Genomic DNA, 21,514 nt, shown 5'->3' with positions numbered 1-21,514 from the left:
CCTCTAGCAATAAACCTTGAGTTCATTATAATGGGTGATGACGACGTCGGCATCAAACAGGTGAGTGGAATCCTTGGATTCTGCAGAGATTCCCACTGCCAACGATACGCCTGCTTGCTTCGCCATCTGCATATCTCCATTACTATCGCCGATAACAACAACTTCATCCGGCATGACACCCAGCCGCTGACAGGCCAATTCAGCCATTTCCGGATTCGGCTTGCCGTTCTTCACCTGATCTCTTCCGATCACTACTTGAAAAAAACCATCGAGTTCCATCCATCTCAACTGCTCCAATGTACCGGGGGTTTGATCTGATGTTACCACAGCCATCGGAACCGAAGCCAGACGGCACTGTTCAAGAAAATCCGCAAGCCCTGGCATCGGATAAGCGGGCCGTTGCTGGCGAACTTCGTACATGGCATTTTTGGTAATCTGGTTCACTTGTACGATCGCCTCATTCCACGGCATTCCTGCAGCATATAGCTGCCAGGCCAACAAGCCTGTCGTTTCTTCCACGGTGCCCATGGCCAATGGTCCTTGAACATCGTAACCGGATACCCGCCCGGTTGAATCATGCCGCGTCCCGAGTACTTGTTCCTTATAGCCTGCGAAATCAGCGCCCATCATCTCTAACCGTTCTTCCATGAAGGTAAGGACATAATCGGTCCAGCCTCCCCACATCGCCATAAAATGCACTAGCGTGCCGTCTTTATCGAACAGTATAGCTTTACATGAATAGGTACGACCCTCAATTTCCAGAACCGGCAATTCCCAACAACCCCCTGTTCAATCTAAATCATACTCCTATTAAACCATGAAATAAACTGTGATTTAACCTGCTGAATCAGATTTCTGTTAGATTGGAGTCATCACAATTAATTTACCAATCTTTAGTCGAAACCTTTGATTCATGACAAATTTGCGGGGTAAGTAAGTTATACGAAAAGCAAATACAACGGAAGGAGTGATTCATGATGGCTGCATCAAACAATCGCAAGATGACCCGTGAAGAAGCTGGACGTCTGGGTGGTGAAGCAACGGCGAAGAACCACAGTCGGGAATTTTATCAGGAAATCGGTAAAAAAGGCGGCAAGGCAACTTCCAAGAACCATAGCCGGGACTTCTATCAAGAGATTGGGCAAAAAGGCGGCGAAGCTACCTCTCGCAACCACAATCGTGAATTTTATCGAGAAATCGGCCGCAAGGGCGGCAAGAAGTAACATAAATCAGATGCTATAGAGCCTGCTCCATTTCTGATGGGACAGGTTCTTTTCATGCCGTAACCACAGGATTCCTTCCATTGCTTCCTAATTAATATCATGTAGAAAAACCTGCCTTTTTATGATAGACTCATTTAAAACCTATCGTTGTTATGGGGCACCCGGCTGCTTTGCCGGAAGAACGCGCTAAAGCGCAATACATTCATTATACAATAGATCTGGGGGGATTAGACATCATGGCTACTAATAAAATGCGTTCAGACATGATCAAGAAGGGCTTCGACCGGGCACCGCACCGCAGCCTTCTTCGTGCGGCAGGCGTCAAGGAAGAGGACTTCGGCAAGCCGTTTATTGCCGTGTGCAACTCCTATATTGACATCGTTCCAGGCCACGTTCATCTTCAGGAATTCGGCAAGATCGTTAAGGAAGCTATCCGCGAGGCAGGCGGGGTTCCTTTCGAATTTAACACGATTGGTGTAGATGACGGCATTGCAATGGGTCATATCGGCATGCGTTATTCCTTGCCGAGCCGCGAGATTATTGCAGACTCGCTGGAGACCGTTGTTGCTGCTCACTGGTTTGACGGCATGGTCTGCATTCCGAACTGCGACAAGATAACGCCAGGCATGCTCATGGGTGCGCTTCGGGTAAACATTCCGACCGTGTTCGTCAGTGGAGGACCAATGAAAGCCGGCGTCGACAGCAAAGGTAACAAATTGTCCCTCACTTCCGTGTTCGAGGGCGTTGGTGCTCATCAGGTCGGCAAGATCAATGATGCCGAGCTGTTAGAGCTAGAACAATTCGGATGTCCTACATGCGGCTCCTGTTCAGGTATGTTCACCGCGAACTCCATGAACTGTCTTGCCGAGGCGCTCGGCCTTGCTCTACCGGGTAACGGTACAATCCTGGCCGTCGCTGAAGAACGCAAAGAATTTGTAAAGCAATCAGCGAAGCAATTGATGGAACTGGTGAAGATGGATCTGAAACCGCGTGATATTGTTACCATTGAAGCCATTGATAACGCATTTGCGCTGGACATGGCGATGGGCGGATCCACCAATACAGTTCTTCATACACTGGCTCTGGCGCACGAAGCTGGTCTGGATTACCCGCTGGAGCGTATCAACGAAGTAGCTGATCGCGTTCCGCATATTTCCAAGCTCGCCCCTGCATCCAATTACTTTATCGAAGATGTTCATACCGCTGGAGGCGTAAGTGCCGTTATCCATGAACTGCTGAAGAAGCCGGGCGCCATTCATGGCGATCGCATCACCGTAACGGGTAAGACGCTGGCCGAGAACGTCGAGGGCTGCGAGATCCAGGATCATAATGTCATCCATGCGATCGACAACCCTTACTCGGAGCGCGGTGGACTCGCTGTTCTCTACGGAAACCTGGCTCCGGAAGGCTCCATCATCAAGGTCGGTGCCGTAGATCCTTCGGTTGGAGGTTATCATAAAGGACCTGCCATCTGCTTTAACTCTCAGGATGAAGCACTCTCTGGCATAGCGAATGGCAAGGTTAAGGAAGGCCATGTCGTTGTCATTCGTTACGAAGGTCCGAAAGGTGGACCAGGCATGCCGGAAATGCTGGCCCCTACTTCCCAGATTGCTGGCATGGGTCTCGGAGCCAAAGTCGGACTCATCACGGACGGACGTTTCTCAGGCGCTTCCCGTGGGATCAGCATCGGCCACATTTCTCCGGAGGCCGCTGAAGGTGGACCGATCGCATTCGTCGAGGATGGGGATACCATTGAGCTGGATCTGATCAATCGTACCATTCAGTTATTGGATGTTAGCGAGGAAGAAATGGCCATTCGCCGCAGCAAATGGGTAGAGTTTGAGCCGAAGGTGAAGACCGGTTACCTTGCCCGTTATTCCAAGCTCGTGACTAACGCAAGCTCTGGCGGCATATTGAAAATCTAATCTGGGATCATCCCAATAAACAAGGGTTATTCCCGCAGGTAGCGTTCGCGCCCTGTGTGGAATAACCCTTGTTTCGTTCATTTGATTAAAGAAAGTCATGATGGCTGTGTTCAATCTTGTTATATTATATACTCTGCGTAGCGCTCGCGACCGCCGCCAGATCGTTCATCTGTTCCTGGAGCACAGGCTGCGCCTCTTCCTTCGGAGGACTCGTCTTGGGCGGCTTCTTCTCGGCATAACGATCGACGAGAACATCAGTCGGCATCATCAGCATCTTCGGCTCCAACATCTGGCTGCCTTCCTTAAATCGAGCCTGCCCCTTCGGGTGGATGACGCTGAGCAGCAGTTTCAGATATAATCGGGTCGAACTCGCAAACCAGCCCGGCGGCAAATCCATGACATGGAATCCGAATTGCTCGGGACCTCGGGAAATCATGGTTACTGCATACAGCCCTTTGACTTCCCTATACTCAGGCTGATCCATGACCATGTTCGCCAGTGCGGGAAGATCTTTCTGAACGGCGCGGATCATCTGGATCGCCAGCTGCATTTCGGTTCGGGAGCGGCTGCCCATCTGAAACAGCTTCTTGTTGTCGAAATGCAATTCCAGCACCTCATCCCCTTTCTCGAGCCGGGTGCCATCCTCCATCATGACAGTCTTGCCGGTAAATGCCCGTTTGCGATAGTGAAGCATGGGATCTGCAGGCGTTACGGTTTTCAAGCCAAACAGTGCATGGAATCCTTTTTCCCATAAAAGCCATATGGAGACGATAAAGCGCTTGAATGGGGATAGCTTCTTGGCTTTCGCTTTGCCTTCCTTCGTCATCATATCGTCGATTCGGATACTACTCAGTCCCTTCTGTTGTGCGGCTTGCAGCACTCGCTCAAGTGCAATCAACATCTGCCCGGGCGCGTCAGGATTCGCTCCTTTCGTCGTTCCGCAATCATGCAGAAGCATGACCTCTCCACCACGAAGCTTGGCAAGCATGCGCTGAGCCAGCCGGTCAGCACCGATCTTGCTGCGCCAATCATTGAACATGGACGACCACAACACGATGCGGCAGCCGGTGTTCTTGGCGAAATCGAAGAGGTTCACGATCCCCCACGGAGGTCGATAATAAACAGTACGTTCACCCGTAATGGCGTAGATGACATCGTCAGTTCGTTTGATCTGTTTTCGCACAGTCACCGGCCTCATAAACCAATTACTCTTGTGAACATAGTTGTGGATCCCGATCAGATGCCCTTCATCATATATGCGCTTAACGATATCCGGATGCTGCTCCGCATGTGAACCAACGACAAAAAAAGTCGCCTTCATATTATATTGTTTCAATAAATCCAGCAGCTTCGGCGTATAAACCGGATCTGGACCATCATCAAAGGTTAGAGCAAATTCATGTGCACCACTTCCCTTTCGAAATACACGAAAACCAAAGATTCGGGTCAAGATACCGGGAATAAATGCATAAAAAGATGAAAGGTAAAACAACCATACTAGTAATTTTTCCATGCTTACTCCCCGCTTTTTAGTTCTGTTTCTAAATGATTGCACTAATATTAGTTTAGCATAGCACTTAAAGAAATAGGCTTTTTTTTCACAAATCGTGTACAATAGTATCTACTACCAAAGACATTGTAAAGGAGCCGATCTTCGAACATGCTTCCCTTGTATAAGAAGTACTGGAGAACCGCATTTGATATCGCCTTAATCGTATTAACTGTCTATTTGATCATGTTCATGTTCAGTAAGTTATATCAGATCGCCACGCCAGTATTTCTGTCATTCCTGGTATTTCTCATTATCGAACCCTTATCCAAATTCCTGAATCGTAAGGGTCTCTCCAAGCCGTTAGCTGCAGCTATATCCGTATTCCTCTTTCTAATCGTGATTCTAGGGCTCTTATTCGGAGCTGGCGTGATTATCGTAACCCAGTTCTTGAACCTGCAGGAGAACTTGCCAACATATACCGCAACCATACAGAGACATTTCTCGGAGACCTTGTTATTTCTCCAAGGCCAGATCGATTCGCTGCCGCCTGATTTGGCATTTACGATCAATGGTTATTTTGAGAATATCACGAACCTTGCCGCACAAGCCGCCGAATCGTTTTTCCATTACATCATCAGCTTTATCGGGTTCATTGGGACCTTCTCGTCCTTCATTGCCAACTTCGGTATCGCCATTATTCTTGCTTTCTTCCTCAGCATAGAGATTGGAAGCTGGCGAAGAATCACGAAGGAAAAGACGCCTAAAACGATCAAAACGGCTTTTCGCTTTCTCAAAGATAATGTATTCAAGGCCATCGGTTCGTATTTAAAAGCCCAGATGAAGCTTGTCAGCATTACCTTTGCGATCGTGTTAATCGGACTGCTGATCTTAGGAACTGGCAATGCACTGGCGATTGCGCTCATTTGTGCTGTATTTGATATCCTGCCCTTATTGGGCGTTTCTGTTATTTTTATTCCGTGGATCATTTATTTGTTCATCGTTGGAAATACCGGACTTGCTATCGGTTTGATCGTACTGTGGGCCGTTATCGTCATCTCAAGACAATTCCTTGAACCGAAAATAACCGGTAATTCGATTGGCGTCTCATCGGCGTTTCTCATGCTGTCTTTCATGATGATCTCCTTATCGATCTTCGGTATTGCCGGATTGATTCTGGCTCCGATTTTGCTTATTCTAATCAAAGAACTGCTAACACAAGGCTATCTGCAACAGTGGATTCGCCTTCCGGTTGATGAATTTGATGTATCTCCTTGGGACATGTCTAATCATCAGTCAACGCCCAAAGCGGAACCAGGTCCGGAAGAAGATGACGCTAACAAATCCGCAACCTGACCGAAAATTTCTGTCGCTTGATTGTTACTGTTAGGACTCCTGTTCTCCACTAGCACAGCCACAGCATACTGTGGTTTTTCCACAGGGCCGTATCCGACAAACCATTGGTTATTTCGGTCACGGCCCTTTACTTTGACCTCAGCTGTACCGGATTTGCCGGCTAGCTCCCATTGCCTGCGAGCCAGACTTTTGCCAGTTCCCTTTCGTACAACGTCCCCCATCCATTCCAGCAAGATTGAAGCCGTTTCCCGGGAAATACCTTGCGCGCGATTTCGCTCGGCCAGCGGCTCCGTGTCCTGAAGCAACTGTCCGTTCGCGTAATGGACTTGCTGCAAGATACGCGGTTTGGTCTTAACGCCACCGTGCAGCAAGGTTACGATCGCATTGGCGGCTTGCAGCGGGGATACCGTCACATCCCGTTGGCCGATGCCGGTCTGGACTCGAACACCTGCATCAGTTCCGGCCTCAGCATTTGAGAAGATGCTGCCTTTCTCCTCCTGATCCAAAGGAGCAAATGCTCTAAGTCCCAGAAAATCATCTGATCTCCAGCCAACGGTTTGACCAAACCCTAACGCCGTGGCGGCGTCCAGCATCTCGTGGGCTGTTAGACGCTCGGCAAGCGTGGCAAATACAACATTGCACGACTCCGCGAACCCTTCACGCAGACCGATCATCCATGTCCGTCCGTTTTCCAGCATGACATGCCGTACTTGCCGTATTCGCCGCTGCAATGGAAGACCTCGTCCGGTGAACTCAAATTATTTTCCAGTGCGGCAGCCGCAGTCACCAGCTTGAAGATAGAACCGGGTGTCGCTGCCTTAATCGCGCGATTCTCCCATTGCCCCTCTAACGGATGAACCTGTTCAGGATTATAGAAGGGTCTGGATACCATCGCCACGATATCTGCATTGCGGACGTCCAGTACGACAACCGCCCCTTCTTTCATCCCCGCGGTCTCCGTTATCGATTCAATGCCATGCTGAATATTTGCATCAATGGTCGTCTTTACTTGCAATGGGTAATATGGGTTGTCCGGTGCTTTAACCATAGGCTTGATATCCTCAATCAACTGGTTGCTGCTGCTAACCGGATAATAGACGATCGTTGGACCTTCACCACGAATTAAGGTATCCATCGTCTTCTCTAATCCGCTGGTACCTGTTATGTTGGGACTCGCTTGATAATACAAGCTCTCCTTACGCTGGCCTGATACAAACCCGAGCCATTGCATACCAGACGAACGATTGCCATAACGCTGTTCATATGGAACTACCTTTAATCTAGGCATGTTTAATTGTTGTATCTGTCCGATCTGATCCTTCGTCAAGGAGAGCGGAATCAACGAATGTTGGCCATGCCATAACTGCGGCTCCGTTAGTTTTGCCCAGCTCTTCACCAATTGATCCTCATCGGTCTTAAGGATGTGGGCAAGTTCTGAAACCTGGGGCCCTACTGAATCCAGTTCTTCTTCGCTTACGGGAAATAATACAGCGGTCCAGATCAAGCGGCCGGTAAGCGGCTGACCTGTACGATCTGTAAAATGTCCGCGTCCTGAGTCCAGCACAATACCGCGCTCCCGCTGAGATACGGATGCTTCAACCATCGTATGACGACTACCGGCCATATGCTGATGTCTCATCACAAGCTGAACCCATGCCAGTCGAAGTGTCAGGATTGCGATTAGCAGTGTTAAGATCAACCATCCATATTTAATTCTCTGTTCTCGAATCAGCTTCATCCGTGATGCCCCCATAGCTATACTATATGACATCATTATTTCCATTCGCCTGATGAATCAATCAAGTCGTACATTCAGAAAAAGACCGCCAACTCCACGAATGATTGCGGAGTTGGCGGTCTTTTCTTATGTGGTACTAGAGTTGGAAACGAGACAATGTCTCTTTGAGTTTATTGGACACATTCTCAAGCTGCGTCGACAGATTAACCAATTGACTGCTGACGCTCTGCTGCTCTGTCGATAGTGAGGCCACTTCCTCCGATGTAGCAGAGGATTCTTCTGCCACTGCACTAACATTACTCATCGCTTCAGAGAGCACATTCTGCGATTCATTCAACTCATCAATCGAATGCGTTACGGAATCCAGACGGTTGATAAAGTCGACCATCTGCTGTTGAACCGATACAAAAATATCGTTGGTCTCCTTCACGGCATCCATCTGCCCTTTAAAGAGCGGATTGGCATCGAGCAGCACTTGGACGGTCTCGTTCATCTCTGTCATAATGCGGTCTGTAATCTGGCTAACCATATCAATCGATTGTCTGGATTGATCAGCCAACTGGCGTATCTCATCTGCCACTACCATGAATCCCCGACCGGCTGCGCCTGCGCGCGCTGCTCGATCGTTGCATTCAAGGAGAGAATATTCGTCTGTTTCGTAATATTCTGCAGGACATCCAACACTTTGACAACAGAGGATGTTGTCTCCTTCAAGCCATCCACCTTATGCATCATAGAACGGGTCATATCTTCGGTTTGATGTGTTTTATCAAGCAAGTCGCTCAGATGCTTCGTCCCCAGTTCACTCGAACTCTCAACATGCCTTGCCGATTTCCCCATCTCTTCATTGGCATTAACGACGATATTCATCTGTTTGGAGATGTTATTCGTCAGATCGCTTCCACGTTCAGCCTCGACAGCCAGACTGCTGGCACCGTTGGCGATTTCTTCGGTCGCTATGGCGATTTCCTTAGCCGATAGCGCCGTTTTCTTCGAAGCGTCACTTAGCTCCGAAGCCGTCTTCAGCACTTCCTGTGCCGTGTCATTCGTCTGCTGTACCAGATTCGTAATTTGCTCCATCATATCGTTGAAGCTGGCGGAGAGCTGACCGATTTCATCCTGACTTTTATGGTCTGTGCGAACGTTCAGATTTCCTTTTGCCCCTTGTTTCATCAATAGATTGAGCTTGCCGATCGGACGGGCAATCATTCTTACCATCCAAATTCCAATCAGGATAGCTACTATGACATCTATGGCAGCTACGACTAAGGTAATCGTAAGAATGCTTCTCGCATCTTTCGTTAACTCGCTGGTCTCTACAGCACCGACCAATCTCCAATCATTAACGCTCTGCGTGTTATAAACGGCCAGAATATCTCTGCCTTCCTCATCCTTAGTTCGCATGTTGTCGGTTTTGTTATCAGGATGAAGCTCCTGTGTAAATGCCCACGAGGTCTTGGAACCAACCAGGGAAACGTTACTGGAAGAAACAATCGTTCCATCCGGACTGATCAATTGCAACTCACCGTTCTCGCCTAGATCGATACCTTGCAATTGCGTATTCAAGACGGACGCATTAAGCTCAAACATGACGATATACGTTGAGGTCAAATCGTTCATGGAACCGAGTGAGCGAGCAATCGTAAAGTAAGGAGCACCGCTATTCTGCATCGTAGGTACCCAAACGACCTTTCTCTCCCCGTCCTTCAGATTCTGGTACCACTCTTGCTCATGGACGACTCTGGAGGATTCGGAGGATTGACCAGCCGCAATCATCTTCTCTGACTTGCTCGGAATCAAATAGATGGCTCGAATCGCATTGTCCGATGTGATCTGATTGGATAACTTCTCACGGATAGCACGTTCAACCGTAAATGCATCGTAATCGGATAACTGGGTTCCCGTATAATCTGTAAGCAACTTCTGCAGTTCAACATCATAAAAAATTTGTCTGCCGGCGTTCTCGTATTTATCAAGAATAATGTCGAGCTTCTCGGACGTCTGAATAATCGTCTGCTGATTGCCGGTGGCAGCATTACTCTCGATGGTGTTCTTGGCCTTATCGTAGGAGAGGTACCCGAGAACTACGACAAAGAACACAATGGCCGACAAAAAGATCAGAAACAACCGGATTCCGACCGATTTCATCGGATTCATCGGCATGCGGCTGATGGCCGTGCTCATGGATGAGATTGAAGATTTCAACTTTTGCATTCCTGATGATCCCGAAGATAATTTCTTGGTGCTCTTTTCTCCGGTCTTGCGTTCCTTCTTGGGCTTTTTGTCGCGTTGCTGGCTTTCTGACATTAGCTGTTCACCTACCACAATCGTAATATTATATGCTGATCATTCTCATGAAAAGTATGTATTACTTTTTATTTCGACAAATAGTCGTGTTTTCCTTTGGGTTTTCGCATAAAAACAGTTCTAATTACCTAGTTTCAACCAAAACAAAAAGAATCCGAAGTCCTTTTGCGGACTCGGATTCTCATTTGTGAAGTTCTATAGAACTATATTCTCTGTTCGTTTTTACGCTTTCTCATCATATCAAATGGGCGCACGGGTTGATCTACTTTCATGCGAATCAGTTGTAACGGATGTCTTGCGGCATCCAGTTCTTTCCCCTCCGCATCCTGAATGGAACCAACCGTCTGTTTGAAGAACGTCCCTTCCGGACCGAAAAATTCGATCTGGTCTCCAGCCTTGAAATAGTTCCGCTGCTGGACCATCGCGGTTCCGGCTGATTCGTCATACTCAAGCACAAGGCCGGCAAAATCATAGGGAACGGCTTTCTCTTCCGGTTCATAGATATGATCTTCATGATCCGGAGTATCATAGAAAAATCCGGTATTAAGCGGCCGATTGGCTGCTTTATGAATTTCTTCGATCCATTCCGGTTTCAATACATAGTTCGCAGGGTCAGCCATATAGGAATCGATAGCCTGTCTGTATACGTTGACGACGGTTGCGACGTAATGAATTGATTTCATGCGCCCTTCGATCTTGAAACTGTCGATTCCAACTTCGATCAGATCGGGTATGTGCTCAAGCATACATAAGTCTTTGGAGCCCATCGTGAAAGCATGGTCTTCGGACTGAAATAACGGTATTTGAGTGACGCCAGGTTTAAACGGCGATGGTGCCGCCGATGCCTGCTCCATGATCTGCTGTTCTTCCGAGATCCATTCGCTCTCTTCTCTGCCATCCTCAAACAAATCGTATTTCCATCGACACGACTGACAGCAGCCTCCCCGATTCGAATCACGATCCGTAAAGTGGTTGGAAAGTACACAACGCCCAGAAAATGAGGAACACATCGCGCCATGGATAAAAGCTTCGATTTCGATATCGACATGCTCTTTGATCGTTGCGATCTCTTCCATGCTCGTCTCACGGCCTAACACGACCCTTGGCAAGCCTTCTTCCTTCCAGAACTTCACGGCTTGCCAATTCAGCGTGGATTGCTGGGTGCTGAGGTGCACTTCAAGCTTGGGGGCAGCCCGCTTGGCGACTTCAATGATAGCCGGATCAGCCGCGATAATGGCTGCTATCCCTGCTTCCTCCAAATTCCTCAAGTAAGATTCAATGCCCTCGACATCCTCGTTATGCGCATAAATGTTGGTGGCTACAAATACCTTGGCACCGTATCTTGCTGCGAACTCAACACCTGCCTTCATTTCTTCAAAGGTAAAATTGTCGGCATTCGAACGAAGGCCATACTTCTGGCCTCCAATATAAACGGCATCGGCCCCGTAATGCACCGCAAACTTCAATTTTTCCAAATTGCCGGCAGGGGCGAGTAATTCCGGCTTGTCCAGGCGATGGCGATTGCCTTTGTATGTTGGCTGTGCCGTGGCTTCCATGCTGTCCACTCCTTAATAAACTTGTTCCTTGTAGAAAAATCCAAACGATAGCTCTCGTTCCGGATCCTGAATAGCCCGGATTTCATCCAACCATGTCTCTTGAAATGCATACGTCTTATGATCTGCTGCATACAGATCGATAGCTTGACGATAGATCCGCAGCACGAGTTCGTTATAATGTCTTGGTTTGAGCAGCGTTTCGACCTTGAAACTATCGATGTTGGCTGCCATTAATATATGCAAGTCCTCTAAGATGCAAATATCTTCGGAGCTCATAATATGCGTTCCGTTGACATCCTCGTATATCGGATACTTCTCTTCCAAGCGCTCTGCTTCGATGAGGAAGAGTCCCCGTTCCTTGCCAAGGCTTCCCTCATGTACCGGCCGGCTTGATGTGCCATATAACTATTAACCAGACGCCGCTTGGAATGATAAATGTTCGTCATGCCATGGACTTGAACCTGAGCTTCCACCTCAAGCAGCGGCTTCATCTCAGTAATCTCATCCATATTTAATTCACGGGCCAGAATGACACGGGATGCGCCTTTACCGCCCCAATAATTGGCCGTTGAATAGTTCGTCGCTGTCATTTCAGCGTTCCAGTGGAGCTTGACCTGCGGAGCCATTTCCTTCACGGTCATCAGCACGGAAGGATCGTTGAATTCAACAGCATCAACGCCCATCTCTCCAAGTGCCGTAACATAAGCAGGAAGATCCATCAATAAATCATTGGTCATCAGATTGTTCAAGCTCACGTATACTTTCCCACCGCATTCGTTTGCAAGCTGAGTCACCTGCCGTATATCCCCTACGCTTAAACTGCCTGGCAGGCGCATACCATATCGATCTTCGCCTACAATGAGCGCATCTGCGCCTGCCTCCAGATAGGAGACGGCATCCGGTATGGAGCCGGCCGTTACTACTAACTCAGGTTTCATACTCATGAGGATATCCTCCCTATTACTCTGCTGCTGTCTTCTTGCTGATTTCTATATTTTTCAAATGTTCCTGATACGTCTTGGCAAACAAATGCTCTTGTGTGCCATCCTTCTTCGTTACATAGAACAAATAATCCGACGGTTCCGGATTCAAAGCGGCTTTAATCGAATCGAGGCTCGGGCTTGAAATCGGTCCCGGCGGCAGCCCTTTCTGACGATACGTGTTATACGGACTCTTGACTTCTAGATCCTTGTACAACAGGCGCTCCTTAGGCTTATCGAGCAAATATTGGACCGTAGCATCGATTTCAAGCCTCATATCCTGCTCTAGTCTGTTGTATATAACACCGGCTACAAGCGCACGTTCTTGTTCTGCCACAACTTCCCGTTCAATCAGGGAAGCAATCGTCATTAGCTCATGAAAAGTAACTCCGCGATCTTCAAGTTGTGCCTGCCAGTCCGGGATTTCCGCCAGGCGCTTCTCCGTTTCCTTCAGCATCGTTTCCACGATGACGCTTGCTGATACATCCTTCTTCGGCAAGTTATAAGTGGCCGGAAATAAATACCCCTCCAATCGATGCCTCAGTTCTGACTCTACAGGGATTTCACCTACGATCGTCACATCGAAAGCATCAGGTTGATCCGCAAGCGCGAGAATCTCTTCCTGCTCAATGCCGCTCTCGCGAGCAATCGCTTCAGCCATTTGCCGTATGGTATATCCTTCCGGAATCGTAAAGCGAACCATCTCTTCCGGTTTCACTTCCCCATTATTCATCTTGGACAACAGATCCTCGATTGGAGTTCCCGGGTTAGCTTCATACGTACCAGCCATAAGCCTGCTACCTTCGTTGGTGAGCTTCAAATAACCCTTAAGTATGAGAGCATTCTTAATGAGCCCCTTCTCCTCCAGCAGGTCCGCTATGGAGGAGGTGCTCATACCAGGTTCAACCGTAAATTCGACGGGCGCATCTGCGGTGGGGACAGGCTGCAGAGCATTCCATACATAGAACAATGCACCTCCGGCAATAAGCATCAAAGCCAGCAGTACAAAAGCCAGTTTCTTCAATACACTCATCCCTTCGCACCAAAAGGGGCGGACTGCTCCGCCCCTTACTGAACTATCACTTGGAATTTCAATACAACTTATGTTTTACCGATGGGGAACGTCGATCCTAGTCTTCGTCACCTTCCGGAAACGTTAATTCATCATAGAGCTCGGACACGTTCTCCCATTCCTCGTCATCATCGATGGTAGCAAGCTCCAATCCGCCTTCTCCATCTATTACGATGCGAAGTACCTCGTACTCCTCATCCGTGCGGTCCGGTTGTACCAATATGGCATATCCCTGACCATCCACTTCAAATTCGGCGGCAATATCATATACCTCGATATGTCCTTTATCGTCTTCAAGCTCGACGGTCTCGCCGAATGCTTCCCTCAGCACTTGAGTCCAGACGATATTCTCTACCGAAAAATCCGTCATTACTCGTCTCTCCCATCCAGCTCCTCAACGAGCGTATTGAAGGTCTCCTCGACGATAGCCCATTCCTCATCATCCTCGATCATGAATAGCTTCAGATCGTCTCCGTCTTCCTCGTAGCGGAATGCATACACCTCATCGGTCTCTTCATCAGCCGCTTCTCTTGGAACAACCATCATATATTTCGCATCCGAGCCATCCACCTCGAATTTCATGATGACTTCAAATTCTTCTTCGTGACCCTCATCATCGGGAATATAAATAATTTCCGGTTCTTCTTCAATACCCATGTACTCATTAGCCATAGTTATCACCCTCACCTTTACCTTTTAGAATCCAAGTAGTTTTGCAAAATCAAGCTTGCCGCCATTTTATCCACAACCTGTTTTCGCTTCTTTCGGCTGACATCGGCTTCAAGCAATGTCCTTTCGGCGGATACTGTTGATAGCCGTTCATCCCAAAGGTGAACGGGTAAGGACAGGGATTCCCGCAATGTACTTGCGAATTCCATGCAGATTTCACCCCGTGGACCGATCGTGCCATTCATATTCTTGGGCAAGCCCACCACAACCTCACCAACCTCATGTTCCTTAACAAGTTCGGCGATCCGGTCAAGCTCACCTCCATCACGGCGGCGTTCGATAACTTCAAGCCCCTGGGCCGTCCATCCGAACACGTCGCTAATGGCAACACCGATTCTGCGGTCCCCGTAATCCAATCCCATGATTCTCTTCATCCCTGCATGCTCCTAACGGTGACTGGCTAAATAGAACCGGACCAGTTCTTCAATCAATTCATCTCGCTCTTTCTTCCGGATCAAACTTCTGGCATTGTTGTGCGAGGTATATAAGCTGGATCCCCAGACAACAAATACCCTACGATTTGATTAATCGGATTGTATTCCTTCTCTACTAGCGAATCATAAACCGACAGTAGAATGTCTTGGGCGGAAGCTCCTTCTCATCACCTTTTACATTGAACTTGACTGTCTTATCCATGGAGTCCATGTGTGACACACCTCGCTTCTTCAAAGAACATGTTTACCATGCTTCGTCGAATGAATATTTACCAGCTTGATCTAGTTATATCATACCATAACCCTCAGTCTCTACGGAAATCCAAAGCGAAATATTTAGAGAGTGTTCCAAAAAATTCAGAATAGCATACAGCAAACGCCTGGGCATCATCTGCTGTACACGATTCAGCAACACCTATTATACGCCTTTGGCTACCAGGTCCTCCGCATGTTGCAGCGCTTGGGCAAGCTTGGCAGCATCCTTACCGCCGGCCTGAGCCATATCCGGACGACCGCCTCCGCCTCCGCCGCATATCGAAGCCACTTCCTTCACCAGCTTGCCTGCATGGTAACCTTGCTTCACCAGTTCTTGCGGAACCGCCACAACGAAATTCACTTTATCCCCGGCTTTGGAGCCCAGTACCAGAATCGTGTCTGTCAGCTTCGCTTTCAGTTCATCTGCAATGCTGCGCAGGCCGTCCATGCTACCTGCCTGTACTTCCGCCGCAAGCAGCGAAACGTTGCCCACCTGCTTCACTTGGCCGGTTAATTGGCTTGCCTCGATCGCTCCAAGCTTACCTTGCAGTGACTCGTTCTCGCGTGCGAGTTCCTTGATCTGCTGATGAAGTCCCTCGATCCGCTTCGGTACGTCTTGCAGATTACTCTTAAGCAGGCTCGAAGCTTGCTTGAGCAGATCCAGTTGTCCTTCCACATAACCATAAGCGAAACGTCCCGTTACCGCTTCAATCCGTCGTACCCCGGAACCGATGCCGCTCTCGCCCAGCAATTTGAAGATGCCGATCTGGGACGTATTCTCTACATGGCAGCCGCCGCAAAGCTCAATGCTGTAGTCGCCGACCTGGACCACCCTAACCACATCCCCGTATTTCTCGCCGAAGAGTGCCATCGCGCCCATTGCCTTCGCTTCGTCAATGGCTTTACGCTCAATAACGACAGGTACGCTCTTCCACACCTGTTCATTCACGCGACGCTCAATATCGGCGAGCTCCTCTGGCGTGATGCTGCCAAAATGAGAGAAGTCAAACCGCAGACGCTGCGGCTCTACGAGCGAGCCTGCCTGGTTTACATGATCGCCCAGCACTTCTTTCAAAGCTTTGTGCAGGAGATGCGTCGCCGTATGGTTCTTCACGATATCAATGCGCATGCGAGCGTCTACTTGGGCCTGAACCGTATCGCCTACTTTCAGTTCCCCCAGCTCCACCGTTACGAAATGGACATGCTGACCATGGGGAGCCTTGAACAGCCCTTCCACTCGGGCACGAACACCCCCGCCTTCAAGTACCCCCTGATCGCTCACCTGACCGCCGCTTTCTGCATAGAACGGCGTCGCATCCAGGATGACCTGACAGGTCTCGCCTTCTCTGACGCTGTCGGCAAAGCTGTCGCCGCTAACAATGGCGAGCACTTTCGCCTCGCGGACGGTGTCATTATATCCAACAAATTCGCTTTTAACCGTATACTCGGATAGAACACCGCCTTGAATCTTCATACTTTCCGTCTCTTGACGTGCTGCACGTGCGCGTTCCCGCTGCTCCTTCATCGCGGCCTCAAAGCCATCGCGGTCTACCGTCAATCCATGTTCGGAAGCATAATCTTCCGTCAGATCGAACGGGAAGCCGTACGTATCATATAACTTAAACGCATGGCTGCCGCTGATAACTGACTGTCCTTGCTTTTTCGCTTCGGCACTCATATCGGCCAGGATGTTCAAACCATCCGACAGCGTCTTATGGAACTGCTCCTCTTCCGTGGCGATGACCTTCTCAATGAAGGCACGCTTCTCAACAACCTCTGGGTAATATACACCCATGATATCGCCAACCGTCTCTGTCAAAGAGTACATAAACGGTTTGTCCAGCCCAATCACCTTGCCGTAACGGACCGCACGGCGGAGCAAACGACGGATCACGTAACCGCGTCCTTCATTCGAAGGCAACACGCCATCGCCTACTGCAAATACTACGGTACGTATGTGGTCAGCAATGACCTTCAAGGCCACGTCATACTCGGCAGTCTCATTGTATTTCACACCGGCCAATTCAGCCGTTCTCTGAATAATAGGCTGGAATAAATCGGTATCAAAGTTAGAGGCTACATTTTGCAGAATCGATGCAAAGCGCTCAAGGCCAGCACCCGTATCGATATTTTTGTTGGGGAGCGGCGTATAACTGCCGTCCTTGTTCAGGTTGAACTGGGTAAATACGAGGTTCCATACTTCCAGCCAGCGCTCATTCTCTCCGCCAGGGAACATTTCGGATTCTGGTGCGCCCTTGCCGTACTCTTCGCCGCGATCATAGAAAATCTCCGTACACGGACCGCAAGGTCCTTCGCCGATCTCCCAAAAGTTGTCCTGCAACTTAATGATGCGACTCTCGGGCAGACCGATTTTTTCATTCCACAGCTTGAACGCTTCTTCATCCTCGGGGTATACCGTGACCGACAGCTTCTCAGGATCGAAGCCGATCCATTTCTTGTCCGTCAAGAACTCCCAAGCCCATGTAATGACTTCTTCCTTAAAATAATCACCGATCGAGAAATTGCCCATCATTTCAAAGAACGTGTGATGACGACGGGTTTTACCTACGTTCTCGATATCATTCGTACGAATGCATTTTTGCGAGTTGGCGATCCTTGGATTGTCCGGCTTCACGCGCCCGTCAAAGTAAGGCTTCAGCGGTGCCATTCCTGCATTAATCCATAACAGTGACGGATCATTATGCGGAACGAGCGAAGCACTCGACTCAATATTGTGGCCCTTCTCGGCAAAAAACGCCAGCCATTTGGAACGGATTTCACTAGCTTTCATCTCTACGATTCCTCCAGTCATAATATACGGATCAAATATCCGAACAACAAAAAAACGCCCCTGATCATGATCAGGGACGATTGTTCTCGCGGTACCACCCTGGTTATCGTCCACAGCTGGCTCCCAATTCAAATCGGGAATGCGCGGGCGATCGCCTCGTAATCGCTGATAACGGGGACGACCCGGTGAATTTGGTTCACTCTCAAAAATTAGCGTTCAGCTTGGGCACTTCCAGGTTCTCGCAGCCATACGGTCGATTACCGTAAGGAACCTGTTCTCTGGGCAAGGCACACGCAGCTTACTCGATTTTCTCATCGATTTACACGTATTCATGTAATATTTCAAGTATATCTAGGCTGAAATGATCTGTCAATGCACGGCCCGCTCCTGAGCAGATGAAGCTTAATTCGTCTTCCTCCGCACGAAATAATTAAAGAAATGCTGCAACAGTACCATAATGACCGCGAACACGGGGACCGCCAATATTAATCCCACCGTTCCTGCCAACTCTCCCCCTACCAGCAGCGCGAATATAATGAGCAATGGGTGCATGTGCAGTTTGCGTCCGACGACCTGTGGCGAGATGACGTTGCTCTCTAGCGTCTGACAGATCATGTTGACGACGGCGACCAGCAGCACCATTTTCCACGATATCGTAGAGGCCATGATCAGTGCCGGGGCAGCCCCAAGGAAGGGCCCCAGGTAAGGAATGATATTAAAGACTGCCACGATGCTGGCCAGCAACAGCGCATACGGCATGCCGATAATGATGTATCCCACATAAGCAAACACACCGATGATCAAACATACGAGGAATTGTCCCCGGACATAATTCCCGAGGGCCGTATCAATCTCCTTAAGCAGCGTTACGATCGATTTGCGATGGGTTCTGGGCAAATAAGAAACGGCCGTCCGCTGAAACACCTCGAAATCTTTTAATATGTAAAAGATCAGAAACGGAACGATTAGAATGTTAAACAGCACGTTGATTGTATTTCCGATATTGTCCATGAAAGCGGAGATGCCTCCGGCGAGTCTTCCTTCCATCTGAAAGAACCAATTATTCATGCCGGTCCGCACACCTGGTGGCAAAAGTCGGCTATCCAGATTGCTCATCAGACTCTGTGCATTCATGGTAAGCTCAGGCAAATGTTCATTCAACTCTTCAAGCTGGCGGATCAACATCGGGATCATATTGATCAATATCACGGCCAGCGATGTCAGAAAGACCGCATAGATCAGGAGAACCGCCATGCTGCGCGGTACTTTACGGTCGGAGAGCATGCATACAATCGGATTGAGCACATAAGATATGATCATAGCGATCAAGAAAGGTGCCAATATAGCCTTGAGAAACCGATAGACATCCATAAACAGCGGCCGCAGCAGCCAGATAAAATATAAACAGATTAGTCCAAGCATCAGCCAGACGAGAAATCGGAACCACTTGCTCTCCGTCAGCCGTTCCACAGGGAACCCTCCTTATTAGCAGACCTACCCTGTAGTATATGTACAAGCATGGAGATTTAAACTTAAATTTACCAACCTCATCGCACAAAAAAGACCCCCGCTTCTGCCTACGGGCAGCTGCAAGGAGTCATGTTACGTCTCAATATTATGTACGCGTACTTAAGAAGACGCGTGTATTTGAGGAAAATCCGACTGCATCTCGTCGCCGAAGAACAGATCGTCGAGCGAGCTGAGCGTGCCGTCCTCTTCTACTTGGTATACGGACATTTTCTCGCCGTTCACCGTCAATTCAATAAAGCATCCCCAGCAGTAAAATTGGTGGGAGCCGATCTTTCCGATATCTTTGGAACTACAGTTTGGACATTTCATCCTACCTCACCCTATCCGTTCACAGAATTAATGGCTTTTTCCAGACGCTGTTCGCTCATCGGGGGTACCATCACGGCATGTTCACCGATAGCCATTTCCGCTGTGCAAGGTAGCCATTTGCGACCTTCTATCAAATCCGATACAAAACCATCGGATATTTCGAGCCCTAGTATTGTATTGCCCTGTTCCTGCTCAAAATAAACATCGGAAATGCGCCCGAGTAGAATTCCGTCCTCTGTCAGGACCTGCATTTCCTTCAGTTTACGCTTGCCCAGCAAGTACGTAAGCGGTATTTCAGTGGCGCCCAGCTTGCGGACAGCCTCTTGACTGCGTATCATGACGGCATCTTCCCCATAAGCCACAATGTCCTCCCAAGCGACACTTTTGACATTGGAAGAAAACAGAGCTTTGCCGTCCAATTCCAGCCCAGTGATAACCCAGTGTTCATCTAGTATAAAATCGTGGATTTTACCAATTTCTTTACCGTTTTCCACGTCGAATACAGCCAGTCCAATCAATTCTTGAAGTTTCATATTACAGTGGACACCTCCTCATCCTTACCATAAATTAGAAATCAGGCAGAAGTCACGACAAGGTGACACCACTGATCCCTCCAGGATGAAATGGATGAACGCATACCCCCCGTCAGTAGAAGGAGAAATCCCTTAACATCTATTTACGTAACCGATTAAGGATGGTTCCAATTTTTTGGGCGGTGTACTCCATTTCTTGAGTAGTATTACCCAAACCGAAACTAAAACGAATCGCAGAGCGTAAAACAGGGTCTGAAAGTTTCATTGCCAGGAGTACATGGGATATTTCGAGAGATCCCGACGTGCAGGCGGATCCGCTTGCTGCCGCAATTCCTTCCATATCGAGGTTCATCAGCATCGTCTCTGTTGTGGTATCAGGAAAGCTGATATTGAGTATGTGAGGTAGGTAATGCTCCAAGTGTCCGTTGATTACAAAAGAATTCTCGCCAATCTCACGGCGCAGACCGTTCAAGAGCGCCGTTCTCAATTCGTCATAATGTTGTACACGTACTTGCCCTGCTGCGGCAGCCAGTTCGACCGCCTTCGCAAACCCCGCAATGCCTGCCATATTCTCCGTACCGGCACGTCGCTTCTTCTCCTGCACTCCCCCGAATAATCGAGGTGACAGGCTTATTCCTCGGCGAACGACAAGTGCGCCTACGCCTTGAGGGCCATTGATCTTGTGAGCGGAGAAGCTCCACAGATCTACAGGCATGTCTCGGCAAGAGACAGAAACCGAGCCGAGTGCCTGAACCGCATCAGTATGGAAAATGACGCCATGGCTGCGGCATAACTCTCCGATCTCGAATATGGGCTGAACAGTGCCAACCTCATTGTTCCCATACATAACCGTAACTAAGGCGGTGTTCTCTTGCATGGCATCTTCAATCGCCTTCAGGGAGACCCGCCCCATGGCATCCACCGGGATGTACGTTACCTCGCAGCCCTGCCGTTCGAGTTCATGGCAAGCATGAAGAACCGCATGATGCTCAATGGCGGAGGTTATGACATGACTGCCCTGCACCCCGATCTGTTCCATTACACCGAAAATGGCCAGATTATCGCTCTCGGTTCCGCCCCCGGTGAACACCAGCTCGTCCGGTTCACAGCCGAGCCAAGATGACAGTTGATCGCGTGAACCGTTTACGATGCGTTTGGCCTCCCGGCCGAATCCGTGCACGCTGGACGCGTTGCCGAACTGATGGGTCATCACACTCATCATACGCTCGGCTACTTCCGGATGGACCGGAGTTGAAGCTGCATGATCCAAATACACTGATCTCATGT

The 21,514-nt window shown here is 49.0% G+C and carries 16 protein-coding genes and 4 pseudogenes; 3 read left to right on the top strand and 17 right to left on the bottom strand.

From position 1 onward, the window contains the following. Positions 1–3: 3 nt before the first annotated feature. Positions 4–771 (bottom strand): HAD family hydrolase, encoded by a 768-nt coding sequence (locus tag JCM10914_RS00325; protein WP_023956041.1) that lies wholly within the window; start codon positions 769–771, stop codon positions 4–6. A gap of 206 nt (positions 772–977) precedes the next feature. On the opposite strand from JCM10914_RS00325, the pseudogene JCM10914_RS00320 reads away from it, so the two are divergent. Both JCM10914_RS00320 and ilvD read left to right on the top strand, forming a co-directional pair. Continuing rightward, positions 978–1,217, top strand: a pseudogene (locus tag JCM10914_RS00320) (KGG domain-containing protein); the annotation flags it as partial. Positions 1,218–1,459: 242 nt separating this feature from the next. Next, positions 1,460–3,148, top strand: coding sequence for a dihydroxy-acid dehydratase (gene ilvD, locus JCM10914_RS00315; RefSeq protein WP_023956037.1), 1,689 nt, complete (start codon positions 1,460–1,462; stop codon positions 3,146–3,148). Positions 3,149–3,272: 124 nt separating this feature from the next. Here the strand turns inward: ilvD and JCM10914_RS00310 are convergent, their stop codons facing one another. Next, a complete protein-coding gene (locus JCM10914_RS00310; RefSeq protein ID WP_023956035.1) occupies positions 3,273–4,661 on the bottom strand; it encodes a polysaccharide deacetylase family protein in 1,389 nt (462 codons plus the stop codon). Between the two features lie 147 nt (positions 4,662–4,808). On the opposite strand from JCM10914_RS00310, the gene ytvI reads away from it, so the two are divergent. After that, positions 4,809–5,993: a sporulation integral membrane protein YtvI gene (gene ytvI / locus JCM10914_RS00305; RefSeq protein WP_023956033.1), complete on the top strand. Its 1,185-nt coding sequence runs from the start codon at positions 4,809–4,811 to the stop codon at positions 5,991–5,993. Here the strand turns inward: ytvI and JCM10914_RS31615 are convergent. From JCM10914_RS31615 to JCM10914_RS00235, 15 genes and pseudogenes are all read right to left on the bottom strand, one after another. Further along, complete coding sequence (locus tag JCM10914_RS31615; RefSeq protein WP_370570212.1) at positions 5,930–6,724, bottom strand: penicillin-binding transpeptidase domain-containing protein; 795 nt, start codon at positions 6,722–6,724, stop codon at positions 5,930–5,932. The two genes, ytvI and JCM10914_RS31615, sit on opposite strands and share 64 nt — an antisense overlap. Next, complete coding sequence (locus JCM10914_RS31610) at positions 6,664–7,731, bottom strand: penicillin-binding transpeptidase domain-containing protein (RefSeq protein WP_023956031.1); 1,068 nt, start codon at positions 7,729–7,731, stop codon at positions 6,664–6,666. The genes JCM10914_RS31615 and JCM10914_RS31610 overlap by 61 nt, the downstream gene beginning before the upstream one ends. Before the next feature lie 136 nt (positions 7,732–7,867). Continuing rightward, a pseudogene (locus JCM10914_RS00295) lies at positions 7,868–10,038 on the bottom strand (methyl-accepting chemotaxis protein). Positions 10,039–10,241: 203 nt separating this feature from the next. After that, positions 10,242–11,594, bottom strand: coding sequence for a U32 family peptidase (locus JCM10914_RS00290; RefSeq protein ID WP_023956026.1), 1,353 nt, complete (start codon positions 11,592–11,594; stop codon positions 10,242–10,244). A 12-nt stretch (positions 11,595–11,606) separates the two neighbouring features. After that, a pseudogene (locus tag JCM10914_RS00285) lies at positions 11,607–12,538 on the bottom strand (peptidase U32 family protein). Between the two features lie 16 nt (positions 12,539–12,554). Next, positions 12,555–13,598 (bottom strand): endolytic transglycosylase MltG, encoded by a 1,044-nt coding sequence (gene mltG, locus JCM10914_RS00280; RefSeq protein WP_036716836.1) that lies wholly within the window; start codon positions 13,596–13,598, stop codon positions 12,555–12,557. A 106-nt stretch (positions 13,599–13,704) separates the two neighbouring features. Continuing rightward, positions 13,705–14,016, bottom strand: coding sequence for a DUF1292 domain-containing protein (locus JCM10914_RS00275; RefSeq protein ID WP_023956019.1), 312 nt, complete (start codon positions 14,014–14,016; stop codon positions 13,705–13,707). After that, positions 14,016–14,318, bottom strand: coding sequence for a DUF1292 domain-containing protein (locus tag JCM10914_RS00270; protein ID WP_023956017.1), 303 nt, complete (start codon positions 14,316–14,318; stop codon positions 14,016–14,018). Before JCM10914_RS00270 ends, JCM10914_RS00275 begins: the two co-directional genes overlap by 1 nt. Positions 14,319–14,335: 17 nt before the next feature. Continuing rightward, positions 14,336–14,749 carry a Holliday junction resolvase RuvX gene (gene ruvX, locus JCM10914_RS00265; RefSeq protein WP_023956015.1) on the bottom strand — a complete coding sequence of 138 codons (414 nt, stop codon included), beginning with the start codon at positions 14,747–14,749 and terminating at the stop codon, positions 14,336–14,338. A 12-nt stretch (positions 14,750–14,761) separates the two neighbouring features. Continuing rightward, positions 14,762–15,020: pseudogene (locus tag JCM10914_RS00260) on the bottom strand (IreB family regulatory phosphoprotein). A 207-nt stretch (positions 15,021–15,227) separates the two neighbouring features. Next, positions 15,228–17,855, bottom strand: coding sequence for an alanine--tRNA ligase (alaS, locus tag JCM10914_RS00255; protein ID WP_023956013.1), 2,628 nt, complete (start codon positions 17,853–17,855; stop codon positions 15,228–15,230). A 402-nt stretch (positions 17,856–18,257) separates the two neighbouring features. Beyond that, a complete protein-coding gene (locus tag JCM10914_RS00250) occupies positions 18,258–19,325 on the bottom strand; it encodes an AI-2E family transporter (protein ID WP_023956011.1) in 1,068 nt (355 codons plus the stop codon). A gap of 159 nt (positions 19,326–19,484) precedes the next feature. Beyond that, complete coding sequence (locus tag JCM10914_RS00245; protein WP_036716674.1) at positions 19,485–19,694, bottom strand: hypothetical protein; 210 nt, start codon at positions 19,692–19,694, stop codon at positions 19,485–19,487. An 11-nt stretch (positions 19,695–19,705) separates the two neighbouring features. Beyond that, positions 19,706–20,227 carry a PRC-barrel domain-containing protein gene (locus tag JCM10914_RS00240; RefSeq protein WP_023956009.1) on the bottom strand — a complete coding sequence of 174 codons (522 nt, stop codon included), beginning with the start codon at positions 20,225–20,227 and terminating at the stop codon, positions 19,706–19,708. A gap of 139 nt (positions 20,228–20,366) precedes the next feature. After that, the gene (locus tag JCM10914_RS00235) at positions 20,367–21,512 is read right to left on the bottom strand and encodes a cysteine desulfurase family protein (protein WP_036716672.1); all 1,146 of its coding nucleotides are present in this window, start codon (positions 21,510–21,512) and stop codon (positions 20,367–20,369) included. Positions 21,513–21,514 lie beyond the last annotated feature (2 nt).

Origin of the sequence: Paenibacillus sp. JCM 10914 (assembly GCF_001315105.1) — a bacterium.
In the GTDB taxonomy this organism is placed as follows: Bacteria; Bacillota; Bacilli; order Paenibacillales; family Paenibacillaceae; genus Paenibacillus_AQ.
The sequence above is the reverse complement of the archived record's forward strand: the minus strand, read 5'-3'. Positions and strand labels throughout refer to the sequence as shown.